Consider the following 22721-nt stretch of genomic DNA (forward strand, 5'->3'; position numbering starts at 1 on the left):
CCAATTTAAGTATTGGCTGCATTATCTGCAAACATCTCTGTTCTAGCCATATTGGTTGGCGCTATTTACCCGAAAATATTATTTGAAGATCACGCTGTTATATAAACAGCCAATAAGTGAGCTTTGAATTAACTAACCTGAATTCGGTTCGCTGTAAATTCAAGCTGACAATACCTTAGACTAAAGTTAATCAAATTCGACCAGTTAATACTTGCTTTACGTTCGCGTAAACGTCAGAGTGATGTTATTTGAGCGTGATCACAGTTTGTCACTTATAGAATGTGACCCGATCGCATAAGTACCTTAATTGGAGCGGAAGATGACAACAGAGCAAACAAACCAAGATATCGTGATTGTCGCGGCGAAGCGTACCCCGATGGGGGGCTTTCAAGGCGCATTATCAAGCGTGACATCGCCTACATTGGCGGCCACCGCAATTAAAGGCTTGATCGAATTCTCTTCAATTGCAGGCGCTGATGTTGATGAAGTCCTCATGGGGTGTGTATTACCTGCGGGTCTTGGTCAAGCACCAGCGCGTCAAGCGACTTTAGGGGCTGGACTGCCATTATCGGTTGGTGCGACAACAGTTAACAAAGTCTGTGGCTCAGGTATGAAGACGGTAATGCTAGCCCATGATCTTATTAAAGCGGGTAGTGCCAATACTGTTATCGCTGGTGGTATGGAAAGCATGAGTCAAGCCCCTTATCTACTCGACAAGGCCCGAGGCGGCATGCGTATGGGGCATGGCAAGGTGATGGATCACATGTTCCTCGACGGCCTCGAAGATGCCTATACTGGTGGTGCTATGGGGACGTTTGCCCAAAAGACCGCTGATGATTTTTCCATTACCCGTGAAGCGATGGATAACTTTGCCCTTAGATCACTGCAAAAAGCCAATGCCGCGATAGAAACCGGTGCGTTTAAAGATGAAATCATCCCTGTAACAATATCGAGCCGACGTGGTGATGTGATTGTCGATACCGACGAGCAACCCGCTAATGCTCGCCCAGAAAAGATCCCTTCATTGCGCCCTGCATTTGCCAAAGACGGCACAATTACTGCGGCTAATTCAAGTTCAATTTCTGACGGTGCTGCCGCACTCCTGCTCATGAGCCGTGAGCAGGCAGATGCGAAAGGCCTTGAGGTGCTGGCGACGATTAAAGGCCACACGACTCATGCGCAAGAGCCTTCGATGTTTACCACTGCCCCTGTTGGCGCAATGACTAAGCTGCTCGACAAGGTTAACTGGACTAAAGCCGATGTTGATCTATTTGAGATCAACGAAGCCTTTGCCATGGTCACCATGCTCGCGATTTCAGAAATGGGGTTGGATGAAACAAAGGTTAACGTTAACGGCGGAGCTTGTGCTTTAGGTCATCCAATCGGGTGCTCTGGCGCTCGGCTATTGGTCACGCTAATTCATGCATTAAAAGCTAAAGGGCTTAAGCGTGGTGTGGCGTCTTTATGTATCGGTGGCGGTGAAGCAACCGCTATGGCGATCGAAATTTAAACCATTTGCAAGGACTAATGCTAGTGCGTTAGTCCAGTTGCATCGTCTCTATTAACGATGTGAGTTTTTAGCTGTCACTTACATTTTTGTTTTAGTAAAAAAGATCTTAGGAAAGCAATATGACGATTCAAGTTAAACATTACATCGATGGTGTATTTACCTTAGGCCAAGGCTCGCAGCAGATCTCGGTAACTAATCCTGCCAATAATGAAGTGATAGCGATGATAAATGCGGCGACCGTTTCAGAAGTCGAAACGGCTATTGCCAGCGCCAAAAAAGCCTTTATGACATGGAAAGAGGTCCCGGTATCAGAGCGTGCTAGGGTGATGTTTCGCTATCAGCATCTGCTGAAGGCTCATCATGATGAAATTGCAACGATTCTGGCTCAAGAGACAGGTAAAACGTTTGAAGATGCCAAAGGTGATGTGTGGCGTGGTATCGAAGTGGCTGAGCACGCTTGTAACATTGCGAGTCTTATTATGGGCGAAACGGTTGAAAACGTTGCTCGCAGTATCGATACCTATAGTTATACCCAGCCTTTAGGGGTCTGCGCTGGTATTACGCCATTTAACTTTCCCGCGATGATCCCGTTATGGATGTTCCCATTGGCGATTGCCTGCGGTAACACCTTTGTACTTAAGCCGTCAGAACAAGATCCTATGACGCCCCAGCGTTTGGTCGAACTATTTGAAGAGGCGGGCGCGCCCAAAGGTGTTCTGCAGTTAATTCATGGCGACAAGACGGCGGTCGATGTGCTGCTCACCCACCAAGATATTAAGGCTATTTCGTTTGTTGGCTCAGTCGGCGTCGGTCAATATATCTACAAGACGGGTACCGACAATCTTAAGCGTGTACAAGCCTTTGCTGGTGCTAAAAATCACTGCGTCATCATGCCCGATGCTAATAAACAGCAAGTGATCAATAACTTGGTCGGGGCATCTGTCGGTGCTGCGGGTCAGCGTTGTATGGCGTTGTCGGTAGCGGTATTCGTCGGTGAAGCGAAAAACTGGATCCCCGAGCTGCGTGATGCCATTGCCAAAGTTAGACCGGGCTTATGGGATGACAAAGATGCAGCTTATGGTCCAGTGATTAGCCCTGCAGCGAAAGCACGCGTGCTTAAGCTGATTGCTCAAGGCAAAGAAGAGGGCGCCGAATGCTTGCTCGACGGTAGTGATTTCACTGTCGAAGGCTATGAAAGCGGTAACTGGGTCGGACCGACTATGTTCACTAATGTGACCACAGAGATGAGCATCTACCAAGAGGAGATCTTCGGTCCTGTGTTGTGTTGCATGGAAAGTGATTCGCTTGAGGACGCTATCGAAATAGTCAACGCCAGCCCATATGGTAACGGTACTTCAATCTTTACTGCTAGCGGCGCGGCAGCGCGTAAGTATCAGCATAATATCGAAGTGGGCCAGGTAGGGATTAACGTGCCAATTCCAGTGCCGCTACCTTTTTTCTCATTCACAGGTTGGAAGGGCAGTTTCTATGGCGATCAGCACGCCTATGGCAAGCAGGCGGTGCGTTTCTACACTGAGACTAAGACGATTACTGCGCGCTGGTTTGAGTCTGATATCTCAGATGCTGAGCATCATGCGCCGAATATGACTATTGCCCTGAAATAACGTGAAAGCCTTGGACTAATGAGTCCAAGGCTTTTCATCATGTGTGTATAGCTAATGAACAACGCGCAATACCGAACAATCAACAATCAACAATCAACAATTAACAATTAACAATCAACAAATAACGTACCGATATTAAAAAATGCCGCATCATCATTAGCGGCGAATAACTAAGGTGCACGAGGAGTTAATCAGATGGATTTTAATCTGAATGAAGACCAACGTCAGTTTGCCGAACTGGCAACTCAATTTTCCAATGAAGAGTTAGCCCCCTTTGCAGCCAAGTGGGATGAAGAACATTATTTTCCTAAAGAGGTGATTCAAAAAGCCGGTGAGCTGGGTTTTTGCTCTTTGTACTCTCCTGAATCTGAAGGTGGCATGGGCCTATCTCGCCTCGATTCATCGATTATCTTTGAGCAGCTTGCTATGGGCTGCACCGCCACTACAGCTATGTTGACCATTCATAATATGGCCACCTGGATGATCACGAGTTTTGGCTCACAAACCCTGCGAGATGAGTGGTCAGCTCCATTAACCACAGGTGAAAAACTTGCCTCTTATTGCTTAACCGAAGCGGGCGCAGGCAGTGATGCTGCGTCACTCAAAACTAAAGCGGTTCGTGAAGGCGATGAATACGTGATCTCTGGTGCTAAGATGTTTATCTCTGGCGCGGGAGCGACCGAAATGCTGGTTGTTATGTGCCGCACTGGTGAAGCTGGGCCTAAGGGAATTTCGGCCATTGCGGTACCTGCAGACATCGATGGCATCAGCTATGGCAAAGCGGAAGATAAGATGGGCTGGAACGCCCAGCCTACCCGTGAAATCACCTTCGATAATGTTCGTGTGCCTGTGAGCAACTTATTAGGTGAAGAAGGCCAAGGTTTTACGTTTGCCATGAAGGGCTTAGATAGTGGCCGTATCAATATCGCCACCTGCTCTGTGGGTACGGCGCAAGCAGCGCTCGATCGTGCAACTCAATATATGAACGAACGTAAACAGTTTGGTAAGCCAATTGCGGCGTTTCAAGCGCTGCAGTTTAAATTAGCTGATATGGCGACAGAGCTAGTTGCAGCAAGGCAAATGGTGCGTTTAGCTGCCTTTAAACTCGACAGTGGCGATCCAGAAGCAACCGCTTATTGCGCTATGGCAAAACGTTTTGCAACCGATATTGGCTTTAGCGTATGTGATAGTGCATTGCAGCTTCACGGCGGTTACGGCTATATCCGTGAATACCCATTAGAACGCCATTTCCGCGATGTGCGTGTGCACCAAATACTAGAAGGCACAAACGAGATCATGCGTTTGATTATTGCGCGTCGTTTACTCGACGATAACGCTAATTCGATTTTGTAGTCCTTGTTAAGGAGAATAAAGATGACAGCTATTATTGAAAAAGTGATTGGCCATACCGCGGTGCTCACCATGAGCAACCCACCCGCGAACACGTGGACGGCTCACAGTTTACAGTTACTTAAGCAAAAAGTGAGTGAGCTTAATGCTAACAAAGAGATTTACGCGTTAGTGTTAACGGGTGAAGGTGAAAAGTTTTTTAGTGCAGGTGCCGATCTCAAACTGTTTGCCGATGGCGATAAAGGCAACGCGGCCACGATGGCTAAACATTTTGGTGAAGCGTTCGAAGCCCTTAGCGCTTTTCGCGGTGTATCGATTGCCGCGATCAACGGTTATGCCATGGGCGGTGGTCTCGAAGTGGCGCTTGCCTGTGATATCCGTATCGCTGAAGCACACTCTGTGATGGCATTGCCTGAGGCGACCGTTGGCTTACTGCCTTGCGCGGGAGGGACGCAAAATCTTACCGCATTAGTCGGTGAAGGTTGGGCGAAGCGGATGATTTTATGTGGTGAACGTGTCGATGCCGATACCGCACTGCAACTGAGGTTAGTCGAAGAGGTAGTGGCTAAGGGCTTGGCCCTAGACACTGCACTAACTTTAGCAGAGAAGGTGGCAAATCAAAGTCCAAGTAGCGTAGCGGTATGTAAGCAGCTTATCCAAGCCGGTCGAGTGATGCCACGTACGCAAGCGCTGCCAGTTGAGCGAGAGTTATTTGTCGGTTTGTTTGATACCAAAGATCAAGCCGAAGGGGTTAACGCGTTTTTAGAAAAGCGCCAAGCAAAATGGACCAACAGCTAATGAGTATTCAGCAGAGTAATAGCGTGGTATTTCAAACCCTAGGCACCTTGTCTGGTAAATTGGTTGGAGTTGCAACGCTTAACGTGGAAAAGGCGCTTAATGCGCTTAATTTAGAGATGATCCAAGCGCTTACCCATCAACTCACTGTTTGGGCGCAAGATGATAGCATCGCGATGGTGGTGCTAGAGGGGGCTGGTGAAAAAGCATTTTGTGCTGGTGGTGATGTGCGCGCACTTTATCACGCCTCTAAAGAGATGCAGGGTGAAGTGACCACCATGGCAAGTGAGTTTTTTACCGACGAGTACTATTTAGATCATCTGTTGCACGTTTTCGACAAACCCGTGTTGGTGTGGGGCGATGGCATTGTGATGGGTGGCGGACTTGGACTTATGGCGGGTGCCAGTCACAGGGTCGTGACCGAACGTTCACGTATTGCGATGCCAGAGGTGACCATTGGGCTTTATCCTGATGTAGGAGGGAGCTATTTCCTTAATCGTATGCCTGGGCATATTGGCCGTTTTCTTGGTATGACGGCTTACAATATGAATGGCGCCGACGCCTATTTCGTTGGCCTAGGCAATCATTATCTTAATAGCGATGATAAACAGCCGCTATTTGACGCCTTAGCCAGTGTCGATTGGGAAAGTGATGTAGGAAATAATCACTCTAAGCTCAATGCGTTATTAGAAGCGATGACGAGTCGTTGCGCGATTAAAATGGGTGAGAGTGTCTTGGCACAGCATCAAACTCTCATTAATGAGTTGATGACCGGAGACTTAAGTCAGATCATGGCAAAAGTCAGCGCTTATAATACAGATCAACCATGGCTCGAACGTGCATTCAATACCATGTTAGCCGGAAGCCCATTGAGCCTGCATCTGGTTTATGAACAATCACGTTTAGGCACCGAATTATCACTCGAACAGGTATTTCAGCGCGAGTTGGGGATGAGCTGTAATTGCTGCGCTATTGGCGACTTTGTTGAAGGTGTTCGAGCACTATTAATTGATAAAGATCGTCAGCCAAAGTGGAAATATGCCAGTGTCGATACAGTGGATGCACAAATGGTTACACAGTTATTGGCTTCACCATGGCCAGAGGAGTTACATCCGCTCGCCAAGCTTGGATGACAGAGTGAGTAAGTAACAGGTTTTCGACAGGGTATAGCCCTTGGGAAAAGGAGCAAGAGATGAGTACAGTTGCATTTATCGGTTTAGGTAACATGGGTGGCCCCATGGCGGTTAACCTAGTGAAAGCGGGTTTTACAGTTAAAGCGTTCGATCTGTCTAAAGATGCGCTACACCATGTGAGTGAGCAAGGCGCTATTCCTGCACCGAGCGCCTGCGCCGCTGCAGCAGCGGCAGATATCGTTATCACTATGTTACCTGCAGGCAAGCATGTTCGCGGCTTATATTTAGGTGATGACAATAACAAAGGAATTATCGATGTTGTTGCTGCGGGCACGCTATTAATCGATTGCTCAACAATAGATGCCCAGAGCGCCCGTTTTGTTGCCGAGCAGGCTAAGGGTAAAGGGCTTGAATTTATCGATGCGCCAGTATCTGGCGGCACAGCGGGCGCTGCAGCAGGTACACTCACGTTTATCTGTGGTGGCAGTAATAGTGCGTTTGAGCAAGCCCAAGGGGTATTAAATGCCATGGGCGCGAATATATTCCATGCTGGAGCCGCAGGTGCGGGTCAAGTTGCCAAAATCTGTAATAACATGTTGTTGTCGGTATTGATGGTCGCCACAAGCGAGTCGTTACAGATGGGCATTGATCATGGCCTCGACCCTAAAGTGCTTTCTGAGATAATGAAAGTTAGTAGTGGTGGTAATTGGACGCTAGATAAATATAATCCTTGCCCAGATGTGATGCCAAGTGTGCCCTCATCGAACGGTTATCAAGGTGGATTTATGGTCGATTTGATGGTGAAAGACCTTGGTCTGTCCCAAGAAGCGGCATTATTGTCAAACTCAAGTACGCCAATGGGAGCGCTAGCACGCAGTTTATATGTCAATCATGCTCGCCAAGGTAACGGTAAGCGCGATTTTTCCAGTATTTTTGAGCAGTTTAATAAGAAAGGGTAAGTTGATGGATTTAAAAGATAAGGTAGTTGTCATCACTGGTGGCGCAGGCGGACTCGGTTTTGCGATGGCCCAAGAGTTGGCCGCTGCAGGTGCGAAATTGGCACTTATCGATGTCGATCAAGAAAAACTCGAACGCGCCTGTGCCGATATCGGTGCAGCGACCGAAGTTCAAGGTTACGCTTTCGATATTACCGATGAGGAAGATGTCGTCGCAGGTTTTGGTTACATCTTAGAAGATTTCGGTCAAGTGAATGTATTAATTAATAATGCCGGTATTTTGTTCGATGGAATGTTAGTTAAAGCCAAAGATGGCAAGGTGACCGATCGGATGTCATTTGCGCAATTTCAAGCGGTGATTAATGTTAACCTGACAGGTTCATTCCTGTGCGGCCGTGAAGCGGCAGCGGCCATGATTGAATCTAAGCAGCAGGGCGTGATTATCAATATTTCGAGTCTTGCTAAGGCCGGAAATATTGGTCAAACCAATTATGCTGCTTCTAAAGCTGGTGTGGCAGCCATGTCTGTAGGCTGGGCTAAAGAGTTAGCGCGCTACAATATCCGTAGTGCGGCTGTTGCCCCTGGCGTGATTGAAACCGAAATGACAGCAGCTATGAAGCCCGAGGCGTTAGAGCGCTTAGAGAAGATGGTGCCAGTTGGTCGCCTTGGTCAAGCGAATGAGATAGCATCGACAGTGAAATTTATCATTGAAAATGATTATGTTAATGGTCGTGTGTTTGAAATTGATGGTGGTATTCGTATCTAACCAATGCGCGATTCTTGGTTTAAAACGGGCGCTTTAGCCCGTTTTTTACTTTCAGCTCTAAACTAGCTACTTCAGTCGACTTAATAAGCACGCCAACTTGTTTTGAAAGTATTGGGTTCATGATGGCTCGCTAAAGCAGGCTAGGAGAGCTCCCTGCTAGAGGGGGTGATACCAAAGCCAGCTCCCTCAGAAGGTGGATTCTTTACTTGTGGTTTCAATAGGCCGTTAAATAAGTGATACTCTAGGATATGAATCAATAGATTTGGGTGAACAAGTGACGGATGGATTTGCCATGTGGATAGAGAGAATGACCAAGCGTCTGATGCTGTTTGTGGGCATTGTTGGCGTATTGGTAATTTACTTTGGATTTTTTTACCTGCTGTTTAAGCCACAAGCGTCTGGTACATTACCTTGGTATATATTGCTGTCACCTTGGTTATGTATCTACTTTGGTTTGAGTGTTGATAAGCAGCGTAAGAGTATCGACTGGCTTATGCAAAAACTGATGTTTAAACGCTGATGGCCTTTACTAGGACAACGCAATTATTTCGTGCTGGAGTCATATTGATCACAGCGATGGTGTTAGTGTCGTGTCAACCTCCATCAAATAAGCAAGAGATAGATGCCAGAAGCGGCCGTATTGTTGCTGACTATGGCAGTTGGCGATCCGTGGTCACTGCCAATGATGTGTATGGTCCGTCCGATAACATCACTGCGTTGCAAAGCGTCAACGATGCTATCTATTTTACCCAATCGGATGCGGAGCAAGAGGGGCAAGTCGCGCTTTATCGCATGAAAAATGGTGATAATGTTGTCCAAGTTATCGATGCGTCGTTTGACGTTAGAAGCCGAGTTCATGAATATGGCGGTGCGCCATTTTTGGGCATTGGTCAAAGTGTATTTGCGGTTAACTATGTCGATCAACGTGTATACCGTATCGCACCCAATCAGCAACCAGTCGCTATCACACCTGAAGACACAAGACATGCTGATTGTGTCTCTTTTCCTAAAGGTTCTCGTGTTATCTGTGTACGAGAAGATCATCGCCATCAAACCTTACCGAAAGCGAGTATCGTTGCCTTAAATCTCAACTTCGTCAATGAAGGACAGACCTTAGTATCAGGCAAGGATTTTTATGCGGCACCTCGGATCTCACCTGACAATAAACAGATCGCTTGGATAAGCTGGCAGCAGCCCAATATGCCTTGGGATAATACAGAACTGTGGATGGCAGATATTGACGCTGAGGGTGTTTTAACGAATGAGCGTCAGTTGCTTAAGGGGTATCAAGGCGCGATCACACAACCGCTTTTTAGTCCATCTGGCGAACTCTTTTTTATTGCCGATTTTGATAACTGGTGGAATCTATATCGAGTAAAGCCCGATGGTTCGCCAGAGAAACTGCTGGATATGGGGGCCGAGTTTGCTGTCCCAGATTGGTATCTCGGTAATCATAATTATGCATTTGAGTCAGACAGTAAAATCGTTGCCGGTTATATGAGTAAAGGTATAACCTCCTTGATCCGTATCGATATCGACACCGGAACATTTGAGTCGATAGCTGCGGAATTTGCGCAAGTAAAGCAAGTCATTAAAGCCGCTGATGGCATCTATTTTATTGGTAACAAAGTGACACCGGAGAAGGGCATCTATCGTGTTGTTGGCCGAGGTGTCGAGTGGGTATATGAGCCCAAAATCCCTGTGATGAAACCTGATTTCATCTCCAGATCTGAGACCATTAGCTGCCCATTAGATCAATCTAAGCAAACGGTGTATGGCTATTTTTATGGCCCCATGAACCCCCATTTTATTTCGCCAAATGATCAGCGCCCGCCGCTTATTATTATGCTCCATGGTGGGCCAACAGCCAGCGCAAGTTTGAGCTTTCGCCGAGATATTCAATTCTGGACCAGTCGTGGTTTTGCCGTGCTCGATCTTAATTATCGGGGCAGTTCCGGTTTTGGTCGTGAATATCGCCAAAGTCTTTATGGCTTATGGGGGCAAGCCGATGTTGAAGACGCGGTACAGGCTGCCAATTATCTGGTGGAACGAGGATGGGTCGATGGCGATAAGCTTGCCATTCGCGGTACCAGTGCTGGCGGCTTTACGGTACTGTCGGCGCTTGCGTTTTATGATACGTTCAAAGCTGGCGTGGTTTATTCAGGAATTAGTGACTTAGACTCCCTTGATAAGAATACCCATAAGTTTGAGCTAGGGTATTTAGATCAGCTGGTTGGCGATTTAAAGCCGGGCTCTGCGCTTTATCGTGAGCGTTCACCGCTTTATCATTTAGACGACCTTAAAGAACCTCTGCTGCTTATTCATGGGATGCAAGATCTATTAGTGCCACCGATGCAATCTTTGGCTATTTTTAATGCCGTGAAACAAAGAGGCGTGCCCACAGCCTTGCTTCGTTTTGAGGATGAAGGACATGGATTGCAAAAGCCGCGCAATCAAATCGCTGCTCTAGAGGCTGAGCTCTCTTTTTATGGCCAAGTGTTTGGGTTTGTTCCTAGTGGAAATATTCCCAAACTGATGCTCGAAAATAGCGAATCTTTACCTTCGATGACTAAACACTAAACACTAAACACTAGCAGTAGGCATTGAGCTAAACTTTAACTACTGCTTAAGATTGGCTATCGGAGTTAGTGCTTAGTCCTTTCAATATTGCGCATTCAGGTTGTTCTCCGCCTGTGCAGGCATGGATTAACTCGCTGAGTTGCAGTTTTAGGCTATTCAGTTTTGCTATGCAACGATTCACTTCTTGCAAGTGAATATTGGCTATCTGTTTTACATCTTCAGCACTGCGGGATTTATCGCTTTTAAGACTGAGCAGGGTGCGACAATTTTCCAGCGTAAACCCCAGTTCTCGGCAATGGTGCAAAAAATGTAATTCGTCTATCTGGGCATCGCTGTAGCTACGATAGCCATTGGCATCTCGCTCTGCGCAGACTAAACCAATATCGTGGTAATAACGAATACTTTTTACCGATAAGCCTGTTTGTTTCGCCACTTCGCCGATTTTAATCATATTTATATTGCTGACCTGTTGACTCTCCCGTTGGGGGAGGGATTAGGCTTAACAATATCTCAATATAGAAAGCATTGGTCAACGAGGAAGATGTCTATGGATAAGCTTATTTTTTACGTTCCAACGATGAACTGCGCTAGCTGTGTGGCAAAAATCACCAAGGCGATGGACACGATTAAATCCCAGGGTGATCAAAGCATCGAAACCTCGGTAAATCTTGCAGATAAACAAGTGATTGTGACCGGAATTGATGATGCTGAAGTGATCGCTAAAGTGTTAAATAGTGCTGGATACCCAGGCAAGCAGGTCATCGATCAGCAGCTGGCGATAACTGAGCGCCAACAGAATGAGCACAAAGAGTACCGGAAAAGGTTGCTGCAATCGGTAGCCGCACTCGGTGTTGGTATCCCTATGATGTTATGGGGGTTATTGGGTAATGAGATGATGGTCAATACTTCTGCCCAGCAGATGGCTTGGGGAGCTGTTGGGTTTATTACATTGTTATTGATGGTGTTTACTGGTGGGCATTTTTACCAAGGTATGTACAGTGCGCTTAAGGCAAAAAGTGCCAATATGGATACCCTTATCGTTTTGGGTACCAGTGCTGCTTGGATCTACTCCATGATGGTGGTCGTTATACCTCAGTGGTTTCCACAAGAGACCCGTCATGTTTATTTCGAAGCGAGCGTGATGATCTTAGGTTTAATTAACTTAGGTCACGCCATGGAGCTGCGTGCGCGCGGTAAAACCAGCGAGGCGGTAAGTAAACTCATAGGTTTGCAACCAACAAGTGCGGTTCGGGTTACCGAAAAGGGCGACGAAACGGTCGATATCAAACAGATTAGTATTGGCGATAAATTGCGTTTAAAGCCTGGGGATAGAGTGGCGCTCGATGGCACAGTGATTGCTGGCGATGCTTTGATTAATGAGGCGATGCTTACCGGAGAACCTGTGCCTGTAAATAAAAATCCAGGTGATAGCTTAAGTGCTGGGACGGTAAGTGAAAATGGTAGCTTAGTTTATCGAGTAACCGCCAGTCATCAAGAGACCAAATTGGCTAAAATTATTGCCTTAGTGCAGCAGGCGCAAACTTCTAAACTGCCGATAGGCCGCCTTACCGATCAGATATCAGCGTATTTTGTACCAGTGGTCGTGATTATTGCCATTCTTGCCTCTGCAACTTGGTTTTTCATCGGCCCTGCGCCGCAGTTAAGTCACGCTTTGGTGGTGTTGACATCAGTGCTGATCATCGCCTGTCCCTGCGCATTAGGTTTGGCTACTCCTATGTCTATCATGGTTGCAGTTGGCCGAGCAGCGCAGATCGGGGTATTGCTTAAAAATGGCGAGGCGCTGCAAACAGCGAGTAAAATCACTACCGTAATATTAGATAAAACGGGCACCATCACAGAGGGAAAACCTGCCGTAACCGATGTGGTTAATCTCTCTGTTGATGCCCTTGGAAAGCAAATTGATGACAATCAGCTTATTACGCTGTTTGCCAGCGCTCAGCAGCGCTCCGAACATCCTTTAGCCAGTGCAATACTCGCCTATGCGAGCGAGAAGGAATTGAGCCTGTACGAACCTGAACACTTTACCAATATCAAGGGCCAAGGTATTAGCGCTGATATTGAGGGTCATGCCATTGTGGCGGGAAATCAGAAGTTGATGACCGAAAAAGGTATTGACGGTTTAGATCGAGTCGCCTCTCAGGTCAGTGAGTTAGCGGCGAAAGGGAAAACGCCAATCTATTTAGCCGTTGATGGACAGTTGGCTGCGATAGTGGCGGTGGCTGATCCGATAAAATCAGATGCTAAGGCCGCAATTTCCGCCATGTTGACTCAAGGATTGAAAGTCGTGTTGCTCAGCGGTGATAACCAACATACCGCCAAAGCGGTGGCGAGTCAGGTGGGGATTAACGATGTCGTTGCAGAGGTCAGTCCCGAGCAAAAACAGCAGCTAGTGCTTGAGCGTAAGCAAGCCGGTGAGGTGGTGGCTATGGTTGGTGACGGCATTAACGATGCGCCAGCGCTTGCAGAGGCGAATGTCGGTATTGCGATGGGAAGCGGTACAGAGATTGCGATAGAAAGTGCTGATATCACTTTACTCTCTGAGCGCGTGATGGTGTTAGCCGATACTTTCACGTTGGCCAAGGCTGCCATGGTCAACATTAAACAGAATCTCTTCGGCGCCTTTATCTATAACACCTTAGGGATCCCAGTTGCCGCAGGTGTACTGTTTCCGATCACTGGATGGTTGTTGAGTCCTGTGGTGGCTGGTGCAGCCATGGCGCTTTCATCGCTAACCGTCGTTACTAACGCTAATCGGCTGAGAGGTGTCGCGCTCAGTGACTCTCGAGCTACTTTGATTAAATAACTCGCGCTGTTGTCATTAGTGGTTATCGTTTTAGGGCGAGTTAAAGTTGCTAAATTTAGCCTAAATCGCTATAGTAGCGCGCTTTAATTTGTCCTTTTTTAGCGCGCTTTTTAATCAGGCGGTGATCGATAGGGTTTATACTATCGTTTGCTAGGTTAGATTTTGAGTAGCTAGCAGCGCTTCGCTTAACTAAATTTCGGAATTTCACATTGATCACTACAGCTAATATCACCATGCAGTTTGGCTCAAAGCCGCTGTTTGAAAACATCTCAGTTAAATTTGGCGGCGGCAATCGTTACGGTCTTATCGGTGCTAATGGTTGTGGTAAGTCAACCTTTATGAAGATCTTAGGCGGAGAGCTTGAGCCAACGTCAGGCAACGTGTCACTCGATGTCAATGAGCGTCTAGGTAAATTGAGCCAGAACCAGTTTGGTTATGAAGAGTTCAATGTGGTTGATACTGTGATCATGGGGCATGCTGAACTGTGGAAAGTAAAGCAAGAGCGTGACCGCATCTACTCTTTACCAGAAATGAGCGAAGAAGATGGCATTAAGGTATCTGAACTCGAAATGGAATTTGCCGAGATGGACGGTTATACCGCAGAGTCTCGTGCCGGTGAATTGCTGTTAGGTGTGGGTATTCCGCTAGAGCAGCACTTTGGCTTAATGAGCGAAATCGCTCCTGGTTTTAAGCTGCGTGTATTGCTTGCTCAGGCGCTATTTAGCGATCCTGATGTATTGCTGCTCGATGAGCCTACCAACAACTTGGATATCGATACGATTCGTTGGTTGCAAGAGATGCTTAATCAGCGTAATAGCACCATGATCATCATCTCCCATGATAGATATTTCTTAAACTCAGTGTGTACTCACATGGCTGACTTGGATTACGGTGAACTGCGTGTTTATCCAGGTAATTACGATGAGTACATGATGGCGGCAAACCAAGCCCGTGAACGTCTACTATCGGATAACGCTAAAAAGAAGGCGCAAATCTCTGAGCTTCAAGGCTTCGTTGCACGTTTCTCTGCGAATGCTTCAAAAGCTAAGCAAGCGACTTCACGTGCTAAGCAGATCGATAAGATTAAACTTGAAGAAGTTAAAGCTTCTAGCCGTGTGAATCCATTTATTCGTTTCGAACAGGAAAAGAAACTGTTCCGTAATGCATTAGTCGTTGAAGAGCTGAGTAAAGGGTTCGATCAAGGTCCCTTGTTCAAAGACTTCAACCTGATTGCCGAAGTGGGTGAGCGCATTGCTGTATTGGGTGAAAACGGTGTGGGTAAGACCACCATGTTACGTACCCTTATTCATGATATTCCGCAAGATAGTGGTACTATCCAATGGTCTGAAAACTCAACTATCGGTTATTATGCCCAGGATCATGAGTCTGATTTTGAAAACGACATGACCTTGTTCGACTGGATGAGTCAGTGGCGTAAACCAGAAGATGATGATCAGAGCGTTCGTGGTTATTTAGGCCGCATGCTATTTGGTTCTGACGACATCAAGAAGTCTGTTAAAGTGCTATCTGGTGGTGAGAAGGGTCGCATGTTGTTTGGTAAGCTGATCATGCAAAAGCCTAACATTCTGGTAATGGATGAGCCAACCAACCACTTGGATATGGAATCGATTGAGTCACTTAACAATGCGTTAGAGATGTATGAAGGCACACTCTTGTTTGTCAGCCATGACCGTGCATTTGTATCATCACTGGCGACTCGTATTATTGAGATCACCGCCGATGGCGTAAATGATTTCAGAGGCACTTATGATGAGTTCCTACGTAGCAAAGGCGTAGATGCTTAATTGCTGATAGTGAGACGATAACTATCAGCGAGACGATAACTATCGCTAATAAAAAGCCCAAGCCAGTTAAACTGCCTTGGGCTTTTTGTATTTGTCGCTAAATGGTTATTTAGCGAAGCGTTGGCAGAGATACTCAAATACCGCGCGAATACCAAATGCTTCACCGCCGATAGGGCGACCTGGCAATTTGCGATTGTTCCATGCCATCACGTCAAAATGACTCCAACTAATATCTTCATCGACAAACGCCTCAAGGTAGAGTGCAGCCGTGATAGCGCCGCCAAACGGCGTCTTACCGCAGTTGGCTAAATCGGCAATGTCACTACCAGTTTGATCAAAATAAGGCTTGTGTAACGGCATGCGCCAGACGGGATCTTCAACATCAAGGCCTGCTGCGGTTATACCCGCGGCGACTTCATCATCATTGCTAAAAAAGCCGGGGAGCTCTGTGCCTAATGCGATACGCATCGCACCGGTTAAGGTGGCAAAGTCGATGAGTAGCTCAGGTTTGTCATTGTTGGCTTCTGCAAGCGCATCACACAAGACTAAGCGGCCTTCTGCGTCTGTATTATCAATTTCAACGGTTAAGCCTTTGCGAGTGGTGATCACATCCCCTGGACGGAACGCATTTGCAGACACAGCATTTTCAACCGCAGGGACTAATACACGCAGACGAACAGGCAGATTACTGGCCATAATTTGATGGGCTAAGCCAATCACGTGTGCTGCTCCGCCCATATCTTTTTTCATCAAGCGCATGCCTGCGCCGGGTTTGAGATCCAAACCGCCAGAGTCGAAACACACCCCTTTACCTACGAGAGTCACTTTTGGGGCATCTTCATCACCCCAAGTTAAATCGATAAGGCGTGGAAGATTTTCACTGGCACGTCCCACCATATGAATCGTTGGGTAATTTTGCTCGATAAGCTCATCGCCTACGATTTGAGTGACGCTAGCCCCAAATTCATCGGCTAAGGACTCCATGGTTTGTGCGAGATGCTGCGGCATCATGTCGGCGGCAGGGGTGTTTACCAAATCTCGTACTATGGCAACAGAACGAGTGAGTTGTAATGTTTGCTCTACTATGGTGGCGCTATTAATGACAAGCGTTGGATATTGCTTATCATTTTTCTTATAACGATCGAATTTATAGGCGCCTAGTGCCCAACTAAAAGCAGCGGTTTTTAGTTGCTCGTCACTGGCATCAAGATAGTAATGGTTCTCGGGCAATTCATTGACGATATCGCCGAAGATCCAATAAGAGTTAGTATCGCTGGCAACATAAATAACCTGCGTAATTGCGCCGTCTGCGCTTGGAATAATGCTCAGTCCTTTGCCGCTAAACTTAGTGTTATTTAGCCAGTTCTGTTGCGGGGCCGGCTGTTTGGTCAGCCAAGTAGGGTAATCATCGGTGGTTATTATCGAAAGGGGGATCCCTTCAGTACCAGATAGAAGTAGTTGGGTCATTGGGTACCATCTTATGTCAGTTTGTATGAGGTCAAAAATTACCTAAGATTAGCACGCTGGTGGAGTGGGGTGAAAGCGATGACTTATTTACTGCTGACTTTTTCGACAGTGCGTTTATGTTGTTGAGCCATGCGTCCAAGGTGGGCTTTGCGCTCAGATAAGTTATTGAAAGAACTGGGAAGCACTTCGACGCCAACCCATTTCCCTAATTTGACGACAACAGGTATGGTGATAGGGGCCAATGGCAATACTGCAAACACACCGAGGCCCAAACCTTTAACAAGGTCCGCAAGCTGCATATTCGCTAGTTTTAACTCCTCTTTAGTGGCTTGTTTGCGACTATAGCGCTTGTAGGTAACCAACATATCTTTGGTTTCCTGTTTTTCCTGCGCTAAAGCATCTTTAAGCACTAACATGTCACGCTTTAAACGTAGCCCAAAACGGCGACGGCTAATACGTATCACTCTAAAAGGCGCTTTGTGTATTTTATGGTAAATTTTCATGGCGAGATTGTCTCATAAGCCGGCGTTAAGACATATCTTTATATGTGATGTAGCAAGGTTTTTTTGAGGGGATGACTCGCTTGAAATTAACTCATTATCAAGCTGTAAATAGGTTTTTGTAGTAAAAAAATGATGCAAGGTTGGAGATTAAAGTAGATAGGCTAATTCATCAGGAATTAGCCTATCTGTTAGTTCAATTAGCGGTTGATTACTTTATATTACCATGCCGTTATACTCGAAAACGTGCCACTAGTACCTGTAGTCCAGCAGCCAGGCGAGCAAGATCATCACAAGCTTGAGCTGTTTGCTCAACAGATTGACCACTTTGCTCTGCAATATCACTTATGGTCGTAATGCTGCGATTTACCTCCTCAGCAACTAATGACTGTTGTTCAACAGCTGCCGACACATGGATATTCATGTCGTAAATGGTTTCTACGGAGCGATTTATTTCGCTTAGCGATGTCTGTGTGCCCGTGATCTCAGCGACAGCGTCATTGGATTTTTGACTGCTACGCTCCATGACAGTTACTGCTTCTTGAGTGCCATTTTGAATCCCTGCAACCATCTTCTCAATTTCACCCGTCGATTGTTGGGTTCGTTGTGCTAAGTTACGGACTTCATCGGCCACAACGGCGAACCCTCTTCCTGCTTCACCTGCTCGAGCGGCTTCGATGGCTGCGTTCAGCGCGAGTAAATTTGTTTGCTCAGCAATATTTCGAATCACTTCGAGTACTTGTTCGATACTACTGCTTTGTGCTCTCAGGTCGCGTATGGTTTCAGAGGCTTGCTCTACTTCAGATGCAAGTAGGTTTATGGCATCGACACTGCGACTTACGGTGCAGTTTCCCTCTAAGGCGATTTCGGTTGTCGCTTGAGCATTGGTTGCTGCGTTATGGGTATTACCTGCTATTTCCTGTATCGAGGCGGCCATTTCAGTCATTGCGGTGGCAACCTGAGAGGTTTGGTCTCGTTGGGTTACTACGCCTTGACGGGTTTCGCTTGCTACTACAGATAACTCCTCAGTAGCGGCTGCCATTTGATTGGTTGAGTCAGCCACGAGACGCACAAGTTCTTGAATTTTTGAGATAAATAGGTTATAGCCTTTCGCTAAATCACTTATTTCATCTTGACCGTTCTCATCGAGTCTGCGAGTCAAATCGCCTTCACCTTCAGCAATATCCTGCAGTGTCATTACTGTTGTTCTTAGCGGTTTCACAATGGTTTGCGATAAGCCATAAGCGATGAAGATGGCGAATATAATTGCGACGATTGCCATGATGATAACGAAGTTTCGTGTATTGTTGACAGAGTCGGCATAGAAACTTCGGTCCATAGCTATTTCAATCACAGCGATAGGTTTACCTGAAAAGTCATTAATATTTTTTACTAGGGTCGCCCATGGGCGAGTCTGGGTGTTATTTTGCCCTATAATTGTTTGCCCGTTCCATGCCGCTAAAATGTCCTCCTGGCTAACTAAAGACTGTCCACTAATCGTCGATGCTAATAATTTGCTGCTATTGTTTTTGACCGTATGGATAGCAATATCAATATCAATATTTTTACCAAACTCTTGACTAAAGTGATCGGCAAAGTCTTGGGACAGGTTCAGTCCAAACTCCAAGGAGCCAGTGTGTTGCCCATTATATTCCATAGGGACTAATCCGCGGATACCAACACCTGCCACACCACCATCCATACCTCTTACGGGTTGGCGAGATTGATTAACTTGAATAATTGTTTCACGCAGGTTGGAGAGGTCATCGCCAAACTTTTCAAGCTTATGTAAGCGTAAAAAGGAGGTGGCGGGAGCGGTATGAAATTGAAATTGGGCAACGCCATATTTTTGTTTTAACACATCAAAAACAGGCTTGAACTCTGAGGCGAGCTGGTTACGGTCTCGCTCGGCAAATGCTTTTTTTATCGATGGTTGGTTGGCGACAATTGCGCTCATGGCCTCAGCAAAAAGAGCCTCAGTATTAACCTGTGAGCGGACTGCGCCATATAAGCTTTCCATTTCTCGCTTTTCTGCTTCGGCGATCAATTTATTTGAATTAACGAGATAAAAAATAGCCATAACTGTCACCGCTAAAGCGACTAGACCACTAAAGCCGCCAGCAAGACGAGTTCCAATAGCGAGATTTCTAAACACTGATCTTTCCTCTTTAGTGTTGTTATTTGTCGCATTTAATTGCGGCATAAAAATGTTGATGATTAAGTTTAAAAATAAAAAATTTGACTATTTATCTGTGCCATTTTCTTTGCCTTTTCTAGTCTATTCTCGTTAATAGAAATACTAATAAGTCTAGAACGAAACTATCTTAGAACGAGGACTTCTAGCTAAAATTAATGACCTGAGTCTATGCATACAGAGACAATGCCCAGTTTTGGGGCTCAACGTGATCAAATCAACATTGTCAAAGCTATTAATTATGATGTTTAGCCCTTGAAGTAAATCTGTCTATAACAGCCACTAAAAGCATATTTTAGCTGGAGTCATATTTGCTTAATAGTGCCTGTATCTCACTATGAATAAATATTTTTTATTATCATAACTGTGGTTTTGTTGCTTCCAGTTGAAAGCTTAGATTTTTGTATTGTACTGGATGTTGATGTTATTCTAAATAAAATTTTGTTTATTTATTATGTATTTTGGAATGGTTTATCATTATGAAAAAAAAGGTTTTTTATTTTTAGTTGTGCAGTTTTGTTGCTTTAGGTGTAATTCTTTTGCTTGTTGCCTATTTCTTGCTTTGTGCCATGATAGAAGCGGGTCAGTTTCGAGCGTTAAATAAGCCCTGTTTTATGGATAAGGAGTTTATGTTCGTCATGGGGGAGAATTGTTAGTCGCTTATATCAAAGATAATAATCTTACTTATTTGCAACTATAAAGGTCAGGTGGTTGACCCAAGGGCATTACTTGATGACAAGGTTAAGCGTAACTATGGCATCCCTTTGTGTAATGGAATGCTTAGGGATAATAAATTGGTCAATGTTAGGTATATTGATTATGTATAAAATCCAGATATAACAGTATCTTATATCGACTCAGGACGATTAAAAAAAATGATTGAAATGTTAGATGAAAAACATGGTGCAGAATTAGATGACTTGGTAGCTGAGCTTGATCGCGCAGAGGTCGTGGCGGCTGAAGATATGCCAGATAATATCGTTACTATGAACTCGACTGTGCGCTTTAGAGTTACGTCTTCAAACAAAGAGTTTTCATTAACTTTGGTCTATCCGTAAAACCATAATGGCGAGGTGGGACAAATTTCGGTATTGGCTCCGGTCGGCAGTGCGCTGCTAGGGTTAACTGAAGGTGATGAGATTGAATGGCCTAAACCTGGTGGGGCAGTTAACTGTTAAAGTGGTTGTGGTCGAATATCAACCTGAACGAGCTGGTGAGTTTCATCTCTAAGACTCATTAGAGGGCGGTCCACAGGTTGTTTTAGTAAGCCTAAGGCTATGATTTTTAATTTTTCCATTGCCTACAATAAATTCTCATCCGATTTTTGTTCAACAGACTAAATATCCTCATTCAAGCCTCTTGCTTAACTTCATTGATTTCTACAAATGGATTTGCAAGAACAACTAGACACAAAGCGGCAACTGACTCAATGGCAATAAGAGCGTAGAATCTTCACTGTATCCCCATTAGAATTGATGAGCTTAAACTGGCTTGTGATGTCGAGATATTAAAAGGAAAAGGATTATGGCTCATGGAATAGAAGCGCTCTTGGGGATTAAACTGCCAATTATTCAAGCGCCGATGGCAGGGGCTCAAGATAGTGAGCTGGCGATAGCAGTTTGCCAAGCGGGAGCGTTAGGTTCCTTACCTTGTGCCATGCTAAATGCTGAGCAACTGCAACAACAAATTGGCCAGTTAAAGACTGTGATCGATGGGCCGTTTAATCTCAACTTTTTTTGTCATCCGATGCCTGAGGATAGTCCTGCGATTCAAGATAAGTGGCGCGCAAAGTTGCAAGACTATTTCAATGAATTAGCCGTACCCGATGATTATAAAAGTACTGCCGCAACAAGGATGCCATTTAGTCATACGGTTGCCGATGTGCTTGAACCTTTTTCTCCGCCCATCATTAGTTTTCATTTTGGTTTACCCGACAAAGCATTGATGAATCGCATTAAAGGCTGGGGGACAAAAGTCATTTCAACGGCGACCACCTTAGCTGAGGCCAAGTGGCTTCAGATAAACGGCGCAGATGCGATCATCGCTCAAGGTGTCGAGGCTGGCGGCCACAGGGGGATGTTTTTAAATGAAGATTTGAGCACACAAGTCGGGTTGCTTAGCCTACTAGGTCAACTTAGAAATCAAATTGAGGTTCCTATTATTGCTGCTGGTGGTATTGGTGATAGTGAGAGTGTACAAGCGGCCACATTGCTTGGTGCCAGTGCGGTTCAGGTAGGAACGGCTTATCTATTGTGCCATCAAAGTAAAATTAGTCAGCTTCATCGTGATGCCTTGCAAAGTGAGAGACGATACCACACAGCGTTAACGACACTGTTTTCTGGTAAGCCTGCAAGAGGGATCGTTAATCGGGTGATGCATGAGCTGGGGCCACTTAATCCGTTAGTTCCGCCATTCCCTTACGGTGGCAAGGATATGGCGATTTTACGTCAGTACGCTGAACGCATGGGTAAAGATGATTTTTCACCACTGTGGAGCGGTCAAAATCCCGATGCTTGTCAGTCTATTTGTGCAACCAAGCTGACCTATCAGTTAGCGGCAAAGTTATAGTAAGGGTAAATGACCCGTTTTAACCCAGATGATGGTATCTTGTTCCACAAAGGGGAAATGTTGGCTCATATGGGGGCTACGGAGCCAAGTGCCTTTTGGGTAGGTGCCATATTCATCACAAAATGTGCCTGTGATAACCAAGATCTCTTCACCACCAAAATGGCAATGAGGCTGGAATCGCTCGCCCTTTGGCCACTTCACTAAGGCGACATGCTCATGTTCAAACTGATGTAATCCCATCACTTCAAGCCCGCCAATGCCCGCTTGCCAAGGAGTATTGTGGGTATCAAGCCTAACAGTCGTTGTATCTCTAGGATCAAACTGATTGAGCTTGACCAACAGGGTGCAGCCTTGTTGGCTAAAGGGTGCATGATGACTATCAGGAGGATTGCGGATATAACTCCCTTGAGGATAATCGCCATGCTCATCAGAGAACACGCCATCAAGGACCAATATCTCCTCGCCTAAAGGATGATGATGGGTTGCAAAGGCCGATCCCGGTTCATATTTCACTATGCTGGTCGTGTGTCCCGACTCTTTGGCTTCACGCTCAAGGGGTTTGCGCCATACACCCTTAGCAGGACTCGGTTGCCACGCTTGTTGCCCAGTGTCGATCACTAATCTTTCATTAAAATCCATGTTAATCAT

At 45.8% G+C, this 22721-nt stretch carries 17 protein-coding genes and 1 pseudogene; 13 read left to right on the forward strand and 5 right to left on the reverse strand.

Annotated features, from left to right (window positions below):
• Positions 1–319 precede the first annotated feature (319 nt).
• The 9 genes from K0I62_RS08265 to K0I62_RS08305 all read left to right on the forward strand — a co-directional run bounded on the left by K0I62_RS08265 (position 320) and on the right by K0I62_RS08305 (position 10715).
• On the forward strand, positions 320–1510 hold the full coding sequence (locus tag K0I62_RS08265; RefSeq protein WP_220070981.1) for a thiolase family protein: 1191 nt from the start codon (positions 320–322) through the stop codon (positions 1508–1510).
• A gap of 119 nt (positions 1511–1629) precedes the next feature.
• Positions 1630–3135, forward strand: coding sequence for a CoA-acylating methylmalonate-semialdehyde dehydrogenase (locus K0I62_RS08270; protein WP_220070982.1), 1506 nt, complete (start codon positions 1630–1632; stop codon positions 3133–3135).
• A 195-nt stretch (positions 3136–3330) separates the two neighbouring features.
• The gene (locus K0I62_RS08275; protein ID WP_220070983.1) at positions 3331–4488 is read left to right on the forward strand and encodes an acyl-CoA dehydrogenase family protein; all 1158 of its coding nucleotides are present in this window, start codon (positions 3331–3333) and stop codon (positions 4486–4488) included.
• Positions 4489–4509: 21 nt separating this feature from the next.
• Positions 4510–5283, forward strand: a complete 774-nt coding sequence (locus K0I62_RS08280) for an enoyl-CoA hydratase (RefSeq protein ID WP_220070984.1) — start codon at positions 4510–4512, stop codon at positions 5281–5283.
• Positions 5268–6413, forward strand: a complete 1146-nt coding sequence (locus K0I62_RS08285; RefSeq protein ID WP_220070985.1) for an enoyl-CoA hydratase/isomerase family protein — start codon at positions 5268–5270, stop codon at positions 6411–6413. The genes K0I62_RS08280 and K0I62_RS08285 overlap by 16 nt, the downstream gene beginning before the upstream one ends.
• Before the next feature lie 59 nt (positions 6414–6472).
• A complete protein-coding gene (mmsB, locus tag K0I62_RS08290; protein ID WP_220070986.1) occupies positions 6473–7372 on the forward strand; it encodes a 3-hydroxyisobutyrate dehydrogenase in 900 nt (299 codons plus the stop codon).
• A 4-nt stretch (positions 7373–7376) separates the two neighbouring features.
• A complete protein-coding gene (locus tag K0I62_RS08295; protein WP_220070987.1) occupies positions 7377–8135 on the forward strand; it encodes an SDR family oxidoreductase in 759 nt (252 codons plus the stop codon).
• Positions 8136–8427: 292 nt separating this feature from the next.
• Entirely contained in the window at positions 8428–8655 is a 228-nt protein-coding gene (locus K0I62_RS08300; RefSeq protein ID WP_220070988.1) for a hypothetical protein, read from the forward strand.
• The gene (locus K0I62_RS08305) at positions 8655–10715 is read left to right on the forward strand and encodes a S9 family peptidase (RefSeq protein ID WP_220070989.1); all 2061 of its coding nucleotides are present in this window, start codon (positions 8655–8657) and stop codon (positions 10713–10715) included. The genes K0I62_RS08300 and K0I62_RS08305 overlap by 1 nt, the downstream gene beginning before the upstream one ends.
• Positions 10716–10761: 46 nt before the next feature.
• On the opposite strand, the gene K0I62_RS08310 is transcribed toward K0I62_RS08305, so the two are convergent.
• Positions 10762–11166 (reverse strand): MerR family transcriptional regulator, encoded by a 405-nt coding sequence (locus K0I62_RS08310; RefSeq protein WP_350354799.1) that lies wholly within the window; start codon positions 11164–11166, stop codon positions 10762–10764.
• 96 nt (positions 11167–11262) lie between these two features.
• Between K0I62_RS08310 and K0I62_RS08315 the strand changes: the two genes are divergently transcribed.
• Together K0I62_RS08315 and K0I62_RS08320 are read left to right on the forward strand one after the other, a co-directional pair.
• The gene (locus tag K0I62_RS08315) at positions 11263–13539 is read left to right on the forward strand and encodes a heavy metal translocating P-type ATPase (protein WP_220070990.1); all 2277 of its coding nucleotides are present in this window, start codon (positions 11263–11265) and stop codon (positions 13537–13539) included.
• Positions 13540–13748: 209 nt separating this feature from the next.
• On the forward strand, positions 13749–15344 hold the full coding sequence (locus K0I62_RS08320; RefSeq protein WP_220070991.1) for an ABC-F family ATPase: 1596 nt from the start codon (positions 13749–13751) through the stop codon (positions 15342–15344).
• Positions 15345–15449: 105 nt separating this feature from the next.
• Here K0I62_RS08320 and K0I62_RS08325 read toward each other — a convergent pair whose 3' ends face one another.
• The 3 genes from K0I62_RS08325 to K0I62_RS08335 form a co-directional block, all read right to left on the reverse strand.
• Positions 15450–16811: a leucyl aminopeptidase family protein gene (locus K0I62_RS08325; RefSeq protein ID WP_220070992.1), complete on the reverse strand. Its 1362-nt coding sequence runs from the start codon at positions 16809–16811 to the stop codon at positions 15450–15452.
• A gap of 83 nt (positions 16812–16894) precedes the next feature.
• Complete coding sequence (locus tag K0I62_RS08330) at positions 16895–17314, reverse strand: hypothetical protein (protein ID WP_220070993.1); 420 nt, start codon at positions 17312–17314, stop codon at positions 16895–16897.
• Positions 17315–17543: 229 nt separating this feature from the next.
• Complete coding sequence (locus tag K0I62_RS08335) at positions 17544–19466, reverse strand: methyl-accepting chemotaxis protein (protein ID WP_258405115.1); 1923 nt, start codon at positions 19464–19466, stop codon at positions 17544–17546.
• Between the two features lie 914 nt (positions 19467–20380).
• On the opposite strand from K0I62_RS08335, the pseudogene rnk reads away from it, so the two are divergent.
• Both rnk and K0I62_RS08345 read left to right on the forward strand, forming a co-directional pair.
• Positions 20381–20735, forward strand: a pseudogene (gene rnk, locus K0I62_RS08340) (nucleoside diphosphate kinase regulator).
• A 294-nt stretch (positions 20736–21029) separates the two neighbouring features.
• Positions 21030–22073: an NAD(P)H-dependent flavin oxidoreductase gene (locus K0I62_RS08345; protein ID WP_220070994.1), complete on the forward strand. Its 1044-nt coding sequence runs from the start codon at positions 21030–21032 to the stop codon at positions 22071–22073.
• Here K0I62_RS08345 and K0I62_RS08350 read toward each other — a convergent pair.
• On the reverse strand, positions 22068–22721 hold the full coding sequence (locus K0I62_RS08350) for a cupin domain-containing protein (RefSeq protein ID WP_220070995.1): 654 nt from the start codon (positions 22719–22721) through the stop codon (positions 22068–22070). The genes K0I62_RS08345 and K0I62_RS08350 overlap by 6 nt on opposite strands.

Source organism: Shewanella psychrotolerans (genome assembly GCF_019457595.1).
GTDB classification, from domain to species: Bacteria; Pseudomonadota; Gammaproteobacteria; order Enterobacterales; family Shewanellaceae; genus Shewanella; species Shewanella psychrotolerans.

Excerpts from the sequence above, each read along its gene's own strand:
- K0I62_RS08295 (WP_220070987.1), top strand. The coding sequence starts at position 7,377 with ATGGATTTAAAAGATAAGGTAGTTGTCATCACTGGTGGCGCAGGCGGA.
- K0I62_RS08315 (WP_220070990.1), top strand. The coding sequence starts at position 11,263 with ATGGATAAGCTTATTTTTTACGTTCCAACGATGAACTGCGCTAGCTGT.
- K0I62_RS08305 (WP_220070989.1), top strand. The coding sequence starts at position 8,655 with ATGGCCTTTACTAGGACAACGCAATTATTTCGTGCTGGAGTCATATTG.
- K0I62_RS08270 (WP_220070982.1), top strand. The coding sequence starts at position 1,630 with ATGACGATTCAAGTTAAACATTACATCGATGGTGTATTTACCTTAGGC.
- K0I62_RS08300 (WP_220070988.1), top strand. The coding sequence starts at position 8,428 with ATGTGGATAGAGAGAATGACCAAGCGTCTGATGCTGTTTGTGGGCATT.
- K0I62_RS08330 (WP_220070993.1), bottom strand. The coding sequence starts at position 17,314 with ATGAAAATTTACCATAAAATACACAAAGCGCCTTTTAGAGTGATACGT.
- K0I62_RS08310 (WP_350354799.1), bottom strand. The coding sequence starts at position 11,166 with ATGATTAAAATCGGCGAAGTGGCGAAACAAACAGGCTTATCGGTAAAA.
- K0I62_RS08345 (WP_220070994.1), top strand. The coding sequence starts at position 21,030 with ATGGCTCATGGAATAGAAGCGCTCTTGGGGATTAAACTGCCAATTATT.
- K0I62_RS08285 (WP_220070985.1), top strand. The coding sequence starts at position 5,268 with ATGGACCAACAGCTAATGAGTATTCAGCAGAGTAATAGCGTGGTATTT.
- mmsB (WP_220070986.1), top strand. The coding sequence starts at position 6,473 with ATGAGTACAGTTGCATTTATCGGTTTAGGTAACATGGGTGGCCCCATG.
- K0I62_RS08280 (WP_220070984.1), top strand. The coding sequence starts at position 4,510 with ATGACAGCTATTATTGAAAAAGTGATTGGCCATACCGCGGTGCTCACC.
- K0I62_RS08275 (WP_220070983.1), top strand. The coding sequence starts at position 3,331 with ATGGATTTTAATCTGAATGAAGACCAACGTCAGTTTGCCGAACTGGCA.
- K0I62_RS08350 (WP_220070995.1), bottom strand. The coding sequence starts at position 22,721 with ATGATTAACATGGATTTTAATGAAAGATTAGTGATCGACACTGGGCAA.
- K0I62_RS08265 (WP_220070981.1), top strand. The coding sequence starts at position 320 with ATGACAACAGAGCAAACAAACCAAGATATCGTGATTGTCGCGGCGAAG.
- K0I62_RS08325 (WP_220070992.1), bottom strand. The coding sequence starts at position 16,811 with ATGACCCAACTACTTCTATCTGGTACTGAAGGGATCCCCCTTTCGATA.